This is a genomic window from Candidatus Methylomirabilota bacterium, assembly GCA_036005065.1.
In the GTDB taxonomy this organism is placed as follows: domain Bacteria; phylum Methylomirabilota; class Methylomirabilia; order Rokubacteriales; family DASRDR01; genus DASYQW01.
In genome coordinates, this window is sequence record DASYQW010000150.1 from 1 (window position 1) to 9,552 (window position 9,552).

Here is a 9,552-nt window from a genome sequence, read left to right on the forward strand (position 1 = left end):
AGTCGCTGGCAAGGAGGCTGCCCGTGTCCATCGTTCTGCTCGTGCTCGTGCTGGCCGTCACCCTCGGGGCCGGGCCCGCGCAGGCCCAGGCGCCGATCGAGGACGAGCTGGTCCTGCAGACTCCCGTCTCCAAGTTCATCGTGGACGCCACGCTGAAGGCCTTCGCCGACTACGCCAAGGAGCGGTGGGGCCTCACCCTGAAGACCAACGCTCAGTACGCCGGCACTCCCGTCTCCTACGGCCGCATCGTGGAGTGGAAGGGCAGGCCGGAGGCCGACATCTTCTGGGGCGGCGAATCGGCGCTCTTCGACAAGCTCGCCGAGCAGAAGCTCCTCGTGAAGCACGAGATCTCGCGCGAGCTGGCCGACGGCATTCCGCTCTCGATCGGCAAGCCGAAGCCGATCCCGCTCAAGGACCCTCACGGCTTCTGGATCGGGACCGCGCTGGAGCCCTATGGGATCGTCTACCACCCGCGGCTCCTCAAGCGCCTCGGCGTGCCCGAGCCGAAGGACTGGGACGACCTCCTCCACCCCAAGCTCAAGGGGAACGTCGCCCAGTGCGCGCCCACGCGCTCGTCGTCGAGCCACGCCACGTACGAGATCATCCTGCAGGTGAAGGGCGAGCAGGCCGGCTGGGAATGGCTGAAGCGCCTGGCCGGCAACTCCGGCATCTTCACCGCCCGCAGTCGGGACGTGCCGTCGGTGGTGGCCAAGGGCGAGTTCGCGGCGGGGTTCGCGGTGCCGTCCTACATGGCGTTCGAGGAGGTGCTGGCCGGCTTCGACATCAAGTACGTCGCCCCCAGGAACGCCTTCGTGACCCCCGAGCCGATGGCGATCCTGGCCGGGGCCCGCCACCCGAAGGCCGCCCGGGCGTTCATCGAGTTCCTGCTCACCGAGCGCGGCCAGAAGGTCTTCATGGAGCGTGGCCTCTTCCCGATCACGCCGAAGTACAAGGTGCAGGGCCCGCCCGGCTCGGTCGCCGAGAAGGCCGTCGAGTTCACGGGAGGCGTGCGCTCCTACTTCGACCACGAGATCGTCGGCAACTACGACGAGGACGTCGCCCAGAAGCGCTACCAGGAGGTCAACGAGAAGTACCGGAAGGAGATCGAGGCCGCCTGGGAGGAGCTCAAGAGGAAGTAGTGACGCGCTCGACCTCGACGCGGGTGCTGTAGAGGTCGCTGCCGCCGCCGAGGTCCGCCAGCCCGTCCGACGTGAGGGCGTTCGCGGACGCTCCCGAGGGGCTCCGGGACGGCCACCAGCCGTGCGGCATGGCCACGACGCCCGGGCGGACGCCGTCGCCGACGCGGGCGCGCAGCACCACCGAGCCGCGCCGGTTGTGGGCGCGGACCAGCTCCCCGTCCCGGATCCCGCGCGCGGCGGCGTCGTCGGCGTGCATGTCCAGGTGCGGCTCCCCTTCGGCGCGCGCGTGGCGAGGCAGGTGCGCGTAGCTCGAGTTCAGGAAGTGGAGGGCTGACTTGGCGCTGATCAGGACGAGCGGGTAGCCATCCCCGGCCGGCGGTCGATAGCCGGGGAGGGGATCGAGGCCGCGGGCGGCGAGCCGCTCGGAGTACAGCTCGCACTTTCCGGACGACGTCGGGAAGCCACCCTCGGCGAAGGGCCGCCAGTCGGCCGGCAACGCGAGCGGCGCCCAGCCCTCTTCGAGGAGGCGCTCGAACGTCACGCCTTTCAGATACGGGTGGCCGCTCCCCAGTGCCGCCCGGATCAAGTCTTGCTCGGTCTCGCGGAAGCACGGCTCGTCGAAGCCCATCACCGACGCCAGTCGCCGGAAGAGCTCGGTGTTGGACACGGCCTCGCCGCGCGGGGCGATCGCGGGCCGGTTCAGGCTGAGATACTGGTGGCCCCAGCTCGTGACCAGGTCCCACTCCTCGACGAAGCTGGTGGCGGGCAGAACGAAGTCGGCGTAGCGCGCGGTGTCGGTCAGGAAGAGGTCGTGGACGACGGTAAACAGGTCTTCGCGGCGCAGACCCTGCACCACGAGCCCCTGATTCGGCGCGATCACGGCCGGATTGGCGTTGTAGACGAACAGGACCAGGATGGGCGGCCGCAGCGCCGGGTCGGTCAGGGCGCGGCCCAGCTGGACCATGTTGATCAGGCGGGTCTTGTGCGAGGCGAGCTGCGGCATCTCCACCGCATCGATCGCGAGGGCCTTCAGGAAGAGCTCCGCCGTCGAGGGCAGGAGGCCGCCGCCGCGCTCACGCCAGGCGCCGACCAGGGCGGGAAGGCAGGCGATGGTCCGGAGCAGCATCCCGCCCCCCGGATGCTTTTCGGGGCCGACGAGCGTGCGGATCACGGCGGGCCGGGTCGTGGCGTAGGCCCGCGCTAGCGCGACGATCTCGTCCGCCGGCACGCCGCACAGGTCGGCGGCGCGCGACGGCGGGTATTCGGCGAGCCGGTCCCGGAGCCGATCGAATCCCACCGTGTGCCGCTCGACGTAGTCGGCGTCGTGGAGGCCTTCAGCGACGATGACGTGCATCATGCCGAGGGCGAGCGCGGCGTCGGTGCCGGGAATCGGGCGGACGTGCCAGTCGGCCTCGGCGGCGGTCCGGGTCCGCAGCGGGTCGATCACGACCAGCCGGGCGCCCGCCTCGCGTCCCCGGCGGATGAAGGGCCAGAGATGGACGTTCGTGACCACGGTGTTCGTGCCCCACAGCAGGATGAACCGGCTCTGGACGACGTCCTCAGGCAGGATGCCGTACGTCGCGCCGAGAGTCGCGCGGACGCCGGCGGCGGCGGTGCTCCCGCAGATGGTCCGGGCGAGCCGGCTCGCGCCGAGGCGGGCGAAGAAGCGGTTTCCCATGCCGCCGTACTCGATCACGCCCTGGTTGCCGGCAAAGCTGTAGGGCAGCACCGCCTCGCCGCCGTGGGTCGCGAGGACCGCGCGGAGCCGCCCGGCGATCTCGGTGAGGGCTTCGTCCCAGCCCACCGGACGGAAGGCTCCCTCGCTCTTCCCGCCGACCCGGCGGAGCGGCTGGAGCACCCGCTCGGGGCTGTAGACCCGGTCCAGGTACCGGTTGACCTTGGCGCACAGGGCCCCGCGCGTGAACGGATGGGCGCGGCTCCCGGCGAGCCGCACGGCGGCGCCGTCCTCGACGGTCACCTCCCAGGCGCAGGCGTCGGGGCAGTCGTGGGGGCAGGCGCCCTTGACGGGACCTGTCCGGGCGGTCGCCGGAATGGGCTCGGCCATGTCGGCTCCACCATAGACGCCGGGGTGCCTGGCCCGCAAGATCCTGGGAGGGGGCCTTTGATTGGGCGGGCTTCGCCCGTTGGGGCCCCCTCCCAGGCCCACCCCCACCTCTCGGGCTGGGTGGGTGGGCCCGCGGGCGAAGCCCGCGCGCGGAGCGGAACACCAACCGTTGGCGGCAGGACGAGCCGCTGCGCGTCGTCACTCCGACAAGCCGCAAGGGGCCCGGCGCTCTTGCGGCGCCCGGCCGGCCTGCTTATAGTGGGGGCCATTCCCGCGAAGCCCGCGGATTCCCGCGAGCCGAGGCGACCGAAGGCGGATCGGACTGGAGGAAGAAGGAGGATCAGACCATGGTGGACCTCTCGCGGCAGGTGGACCGACGCGAGCTCCTGCGGACCGGCGTGACGGCCGGGCTCGGCCTCGCCGCCTTCGGCCTCGGACCCTCGGCCGGCGCCCAGGCCAAGAAGGTGGTGAAGCTCTCGTTCATCGGGCCGCTGACCGGCGGCACGGCCTCGAACGGGCTGGGCGGGCGCAACTCGTTCCTGCTCGCGGTGGCCGAGCGGAACGCCGACCCGAAGAGCAAGTACCGCTACGAGACGATCGTCCTGGACGACGAGTGCAAGCCGACGGTCGGCGTTCAGGCGGCGCTCAAGGCCGGCTCTGAGCCCGAGGTGATCGCCTCCGTCTCCCACTACTGCAGCGTGGTGGCCATCGCGACCGTGGACACCATGCACAAGCTCGGCCTGCCGTCGATGGTCTGGGGCGCGGTGCTGCCCGAGATCACCTACGGCCACCAGTACCCCGAGGTCACCCGCGTCAACGGCACCATGATCAACCAGAACCACATCGCGGCCGACTTCGCCGTGAAGAAGGTCGGGTTCAAGACTTTCTCGATCATCCACGACACCACCGACTACGGCCGGGGCCACGCCAAGTACTTCACCGAGGGCCTCGAGAAGGTCGGCGGGAAGGTCCTGTCGGTGACCGGGACCGCCAAGGACCAGAAGGACTACACGGCGGAGCTGACCAAGGTGAAGGCCGAGAAGCCGGAGGTCATCTACTACGGCGGCCTCACCCCCGACGGGGTCCGGGTCAAGGTCCAGATGGACAAGCTCGGGGTCAAGGCGCAGCTCCAGGGCACCTCGGGGATCAAGTCGGACACCTTCATCGAGACGGCCGGGGCGAGCGCGGAGGGCGTCTACTGCTTCACCGAGGGGGCGCCGACCGAGAAGCTGCCGGGCGGGAAGAAGTTCCTCGAGGCGTACGCGAAGATGGGCTTCAAGGAGCCGTCGGAAGCCTACGGTCCGTTCGCCTACGTGGCCACGCACCTGATGATCGACGCGATCGAGGAGGTCGGGCCGGACCGGGCCAAGGTGGCCGAGAAGCTGAAGCGGACCAAGAAGCGCGACACGATCATCGGCCCCGTCGAGTTCGACGAGCACGGGCAGAACATCGTCCCCCTGATCACCACCTACGTCGTCCAGGACGGGAAGTGGGTGGTCTGGGAGGACTCGGAGTACGCGGCCGGCAAGCGCGAGCTGCCGGGGCTCAAGTTCCGCCGGGAACGAGGTTGAGCGTGAGACGCCGGGCGGCCAGGCCTCTGTCGCGCGTCGGGCCGAAGACGCCGAGCGGCGACGGTTCTCGGCCCGACGACCGCTGATGCCACCGCTGGAGGTCCTCCTCCAGCAGGCCTTCAACGGCCTCATGCTGGGCGTCATGTACGCCCTGGTCGCCGTGGGCTTCACGCTCTTCTTCGGCGTCCTCGACGTGATCCACTTCTCCCACGGCGACATCTTCATGCTCGGCGCCTTCGCCGGGCTCTCCCTCACCTTCGCCTGGACAGCGGCCGGGCTCACCCACCCGGCCGTGGCTCTCTGCCTCACCTTCGTCGGCGCCGTGCTCGTGACCGGCCTCGTCGGCGTGCTGGCCGAGCGGGGGTGCGTCAAGCCCCTCGCCAAGGCGCCGCCCCTCATGACGCTCCTAGCCACGCTCTCCCTCGGCCTGGTCATCCGGGAGGCGGTCCTCATCTTCTTCCCCCGCGGGGCCGACCCCAAGCCCTTCCCCGCCATGCTCCCCGGGGGACTGTTCGAGGTCGGCGGAGTCGTGATCCGCTACGAGAACCTCGCCATCCTCGCCATCGGCGCCGCCTGCATGGTGGCGCTGGACCTCCTCATCACCCGGACGCGGATCGGGGCCAGCATCCGCGCGGTCGCCCAGGACCCCGAGGCCGCCCAGATGATGGGGGTGGACCTCGACCGCACCGTGGACGTCACGTTCTTCCTCGGCTCCGCGCTGGCCGCCGTCGCCGGGGTCCTGAACGGCCTCTACTACAGCGAGATCCACTTCATCATGGGGATCATGGGCGGGGTCATCGGCTTCTCCGCCGCGGCGATCGGGGGCCTCGGGAACGTCTACGGGGCGATCCTGGGCGGCCTCCTCTTCGGCGTCCTTCAGACGCTCGCCGCCGCCTTCATCCCGCGGGGCTCGGAGTTCCGCGACGTGGTGGCCTTCGCCGTCGTCATGGTTTTCATGGTGCTCAGGCCCACGGGCATCCTTGGCGAAAAGGCCGTCGAGCGCGTGTAGCCCGGGCCGATACCCGTCGCCCGGGGCGCTTCGAAGGGCAGTCGCATGAGCGGCATAGGGGCGGTCTGGGCCATCGAGCTGGGCCTCTTTGTCCTGGTCGTGGCCGCGCTCCTGGCCGAGCGCCCGGCTGCGGTGGCGGCGACCGTGGCCGCGATCGTCGTCCTCGCCGCCGTCGCCCGGCTGTCGGCTCGCCTCTGGCGCTGGACGACGGCGACGTTCCTGGCCCACCGGACGGCGGCCCTGGCGGGCGCTGCCCTCTGCGCGGTGGCGCTGCCGGTCCTTCTCCGCACGAGCCCGTACTGGACGTTCGTCGTCACCATGGCGCTCCTCTACGTCACGATCGCCCAGGGCCTCAACCTCCAGCTCGGGAGCGCCGGGGTCATCAATCTGGCCGGCGCCGCCTTTTCGGGCCTCGGTGGTTACACGGTGGGGCTGCTGACCGTGAAGCTCGGCCTCCCTCCCTGGCTCGCGGTGCTGCTGGGGCCACTGGCGGCGGTGGCGGTCGGCGCCATCCTCTTCGTTCCGATCCTGAAGACGCGCGGCCACTACCTGGCACTGGTCACGATCGCCTTCGGGTTCATCTTCAACATCCTGGTGAACAACCTCGAGTTCACCGGAGGACCCCAGGGGATCAAGAACATCCCGACGCTCCAGCCGTTCGGCTACGCATTCACCGCGCCGCTCCGGCTCGGCGGGCTCACCCTGCCGTACCATGCGAACTTTTATTACGCCGCCCTCGCCATGGCGGCGCTCGTGACCTGGCTCGCCTGGCGGCTCCACAACTCCTGGTTCGGGCTCACCCTCAACACGCTCCGGGACGACGAGATTGCCGCGAAGTGCAGCGGCGTGTCGGTGGTCCGGTACAAGCTGCTCGCGTTCTCCATCGGGAACTTCTTCATCGGGCTGGGCGGGGCGCTCTACGCGGTGATGGTGGGCTTCGTCTCGCCGCCCGACTTCGACTTCGGCTACTCGCTGATCATGGTCTCCGTCATCATCCTGGGCGGCCTGGACTCGATCCCGGGCGTCGTCCTCGGCGCGTGCCTCCTGATCCCGCTCCCCGAGCGGTTTCGCATGCTTCACGAGTACCGGCTCCTCCTCTACGGCCTGGCGATCATCCTCGTGCTCCTCTACCGGCCCTGGGGCTTGTGGCCGGCCGCGGTGCGGCGCTACGGGCTGCGCGAGACCGAGGTGCGCGCGTGATCGGCCCGGGCCGATCGGGAGGCGCTGTCACCGTCGACGCGACGGAGCCGGCCGCGTGAGGCTCTTCGAGACGGAGAGCCTCACGGTGCGGTTCGGGGGGCTGACCGCGCTCGACCAGGTAGACGTGGGCGTGGACGCGGGTGAGACCCTGGGGCTCATCGGCCCGAACGGCTCCGGGAAGACGACGTTCTTCAACGCGGTCACCGGGCTCGTCCCGGCGGCGGGCACCGTGCGATTCCGGGGACAGGAGCTGGCGGGGCTCGAGCCCCACCTGATTTGCCGGCAGGGGATCGCCCGTACGTTCCAGGCGAGCCGCCTGTGTCTCCGGCTGAGCGTCTTCGACAACGTGCTCATCGGAATGCACACGCAGGTCCGGACCGGCGCCTGGGACGCGGTCTTCCGGCGGCAGCGGGTCCTCGGCGAAGTGCGCGAGGCTCTCGGGCGAGCGACGCATCTCCTCGGCCTCTTCAACGCCGAGCTGGTGAACCGGGGGTTCGAGCCGGTCGGCGGCCTGCCCCAGATCGACCGCCGGCGCGTCGAGATCTGCCGGGCACTCGCCTCGCGGCCACGGCTGCTCCTCCTGGACGAGCCGTCGGCCGGCATGAGCCCAGCGGAGACCGTCGAGCTGATGAAGGACCTCCAGGTCGTGCGGGGGGAGATGCCGGGGCTCAGCATCGTCATCATCGAGCACGACATGTTCGTGATCGAGGGCGTGAGCCAGCGGGTGGTGGCCTTCAATTACGGGCGGAAGATCGCCGAGGGCCGGTTCGCCGAAGTCGCGGCGAACGAGGACGTCCGCGAGGCCTATCTTGGCCGGGAGGCCGCGCGTGCTTGAGGTCCGGGAGGTCTCGACCCGCTACGGCCCGAGCCCGGTGCTGCGCCGGGTCTCGGTCGAGCTGCGGGAGGGCGAGATCGCGGTTCTGCTGGGCCCGAACGGCGCCGGGAAGACGACGTTGATCCGGACGATCCTGGGGATCGTGGCGCCGGTCGAGGGGGCGATCTTCTTCCGCGGAGAGCGGATCGACGGGCTCCGGACCCACCGGATCGTCGGGCGCGGGATCGGCGTGGTGCCCGAGGGGCGGCGGATCTTCCCGAAGATGACCGTCCAGGAGAACCTCCGGATGGGCGCGTTCGCCGAGTGGGGGTCGCGCGCGGCGGCCGAGCGCACGGCCCGGATCTTCGAGGAGTTCCCCCGGCTCGGCGAGCGACGACGCCAGATCGCGGGCACGCTCAGCGGGGGCGAGCAGGCGATGCTGGCGATCGGCCGCGCCTTGATGGGCCGCCCGCGCCTGCTCCTCCTCGACGAGCCCTCGCTCGGGCTTTCCCCGCTCCTGGTCGAGCAGATCTTCGAGATGATCCACGAGATCAACCGCCAGGGGACGACGGTGTTTCTGGTGGAGCAGAACGCCCGGAAGAGCCTCGCCCTCGCCCACCGGGGCTACGTGATCCAGAAGGGGGAGATCGTCGGCGCCGGCACCGCCCGCGAGCTACAGGACTCGGACGTCGTCCGCCACGCCTACCTGTCGGCGTGAGCCCCTGGCGAGCGCGAACGCGAACGGGCGAAAACCGTCTACGGCGAGGGCGGGGCGGGCTGCCGGGCCTTGCCCGAGTTCGGGTAGATCATCAGGCTCGACACGTCGACCGCCTCGAAGTTCGACCCGCGCACCTGCCGAAAGGCGCTCACCAGCAGGTCGTCGTTCCAGCGGCGGTCGGGGACGCCGCTGATGTACCAGTCGCTCCCGTTGTCGGCCAGGACGATCCCGTAGGTCTTCATGGCCTGCAGGATCACCCGCACGTCGCGCGGGAACCGCGAGATGTCGAACGCGGCCTTGAGCCGGAACCGCTGGCCCATGGGCGGCACGGCCGGGTTGGTGACGTCGGAGGCGAAGTGGCGCGCGTGCCAGACGTACCGGCGTTGCGTCGTGTTCGCGGTGAAGCGGATGGCGTGGCCGATCTTGCCCGCGGCCACTTCCTCGTACCGCACCAGCCCTGGGAAGATGGCGAAGCCCGCCGCGTCGGCGGAGGTCCACCCGGCTGGACGCAGGACATAGCCGCGCAGGTTGAAGGTCGCGCCCGAGCCGGCCCGCCAGCTCCCGTCCCGCTGCCGGTAGGCCGCGTACAGCTCGTAGAGCCGGCAATTGTCCCGGTCGACGATCAGCACGTGGCGGTCCCCGCGGCTCTGCGGGCCCCCTTCGATGGGCGGATTCGGCGGGATGGGGTAAGGGCCGGGATCGCTCTCGCCGGCGTACCCGAAGCGCACCGGGACGCGGGGCTGGGTCCCGGGGACGACCACGAACGGGATCCCGATGGGCCCACCGTTCCAGGTCCCGGACCCGAAGTCCGGATGCAGGCCGACCGCGGGACCGATGGACCGGATGTAGTCGTTCGACCGTGGATGGACCCGAACCGTGTCGACCCGGGTGTTCCAGATGTGGTCGACCGGGAAGACCGGGCAGCCGGCCACCGACGCCCCGGCCGTCCGGACGACGGGCGTCGTCAGCGCGAGCGTCGTGGCGAACAGCAGGCTGAGCCTGAGCGCATGCCGAGTCAATCGGTGGCCCTCTCTTG

At 70.4% G+C, this 9,552-nt stretch carries 8 protein-coding genes; 6 read left to right on the forward strand and 2 right to left on the reverse strand.

From position 1 onward, the window contains the following. Positions 1 to 1,139, forward strand: a 1,139-nt coding sequence (locus VGW35_10645; protein HEV8308114.1) for an extracellular solute-binding protein, incomplete at its 5' end; no start/stop codon positions are given. On the opposite strand, the gene VGW35_10650 is transcribed toward VGW35_10645, so the two are convergent. After that, entirely contained in the window at positions 1,126 to 3,204 is a 2,079-nt protein-coding gene (locus tag VGW35_10650) for a molybdopterin oxidoreductase family protein (protein HEV8308115.1), read from the reverse strand. The genes VGW35_10645 and VGW35_10650 overlap by 14 nt on opposite strands. 347 nt (positions 3,205 to 3,551) lie before the next feature. Between VGW35_10650 and VGW35_10655 the strand changes: the two genes are divergently transcribed. From VGW35_10655 to VGW35_10675, 5 genes are all read left to right on the forward strand, one after another. After that, positions 3,552 to 4,775 carry a branched-chain amino acid ABC transporter substrate-binding protein gene (locus VGW35_10655; protein ID HEV8308116.1) on the forward strand — a complete coding sequence of 408 codons (1,224 nt, stop codon included), beginning with the start codon at positions 3,552 to 3,554 and terminating at the stop codon, positions 4,773 to 4,775. Positions 4,776 to 4,860: 85 nt separating this feature from the next. Beyond that, positions 4,861 to 5,784 carry a branched-chain amino acid ABC transporter permease gene (locus VGW35_10660; protein ID HEV8308117.1) on the forward strand — a complete coding sequence of 308 codons (924 nt, stop codon included), beginning with the start codon at positions 4,861 to 4,863 and terminating at the stop codon, positions 5,782 to 5,784. 45 nt (positions 5,785 to 5,829) lie between these two features. Next, positions 5,830 to 6,984 (forward strand): branched-chain amino acid ABC transporter permease, encoded by a 1,155-nt coding sequence (locus VGW35_10665; protein HEV8308118.1) that lies wholly within the window; start codon positions 5,830 to 5,832, stop codon positions 6,982 to 6,984. 55 nt (positions 6,985 to 7,039) lie between these two features. Further along, entirely contained in the window at positions 7,040 to 7,819 is a 780-nt protein-coding gene (locus tag VGW35_10670; GenBank protein HEV8308119.1) for an ABC transporter ATP-binding protein, read from the forward strand. After that, complete coding sequence (locus VGW35_10675; GenBank protein HEV8308120.1) at positions 7,812 to 8,516, forward strand: ABC transporter ATP-binding protein; 705 nt, start codon at positions 7,812 to 7,814, stop codon at positions 8,514 to 8,516. Before VGW35_10670 ends, VGW35_10675 begins: the two co-directional genes overlap by 8 nt. Positions 8,517 to 8,554: 38 nt before the next feature. Here VGW35_10675 and VGW35_10680 read toward each other — a convergent pair whose 3' ends face one another. Continuing rightward, positions 8,555 to 9,508 carry a hypothetical protein gene (locus tag VGW35_10680; protein HEV8308121.1) on the reverse strand — a complete coding sequence of 318 codons (954 nt, stop codon included), beginning with the start codon at positions 9,506 to 9,508 and terminating at the stop codon, positions 8,555 to 8,557. Positions 9,509 to 9,552 lie beyond the last annotated feature (44 nt).

Coding starts and splice junctions, on each gene's coding strand:
- VGW35_10650 (HEV8308115.1), bottom strand. CDS start 3,204: ATGGCCGAGCCCATTCCGGCGACCGCCCGGACAGGTCCCGTCAAGGGC.
- VGW35_10655 (HEV8308116.1), top strand. CDS start 3,552: ATGGTGGACCTCTCGCGGCAGGTGGACCGACGCGAGCTCCTGCGGACC.
- VGW35_10660 (HEV8308117.1), top strand. CDS start 4,861: ATGCCACCGCTGGAGGTCCTCCTCCAGCAGGCCTTCAACGGCCTCATG.
- VGW35_10665 (HEV8308118.1), top strand. CDS start 5,830: ATGAGCGGCATAGGGGCGGTCTGGGCCATCGAGCTGGGCCTCTTTGTC.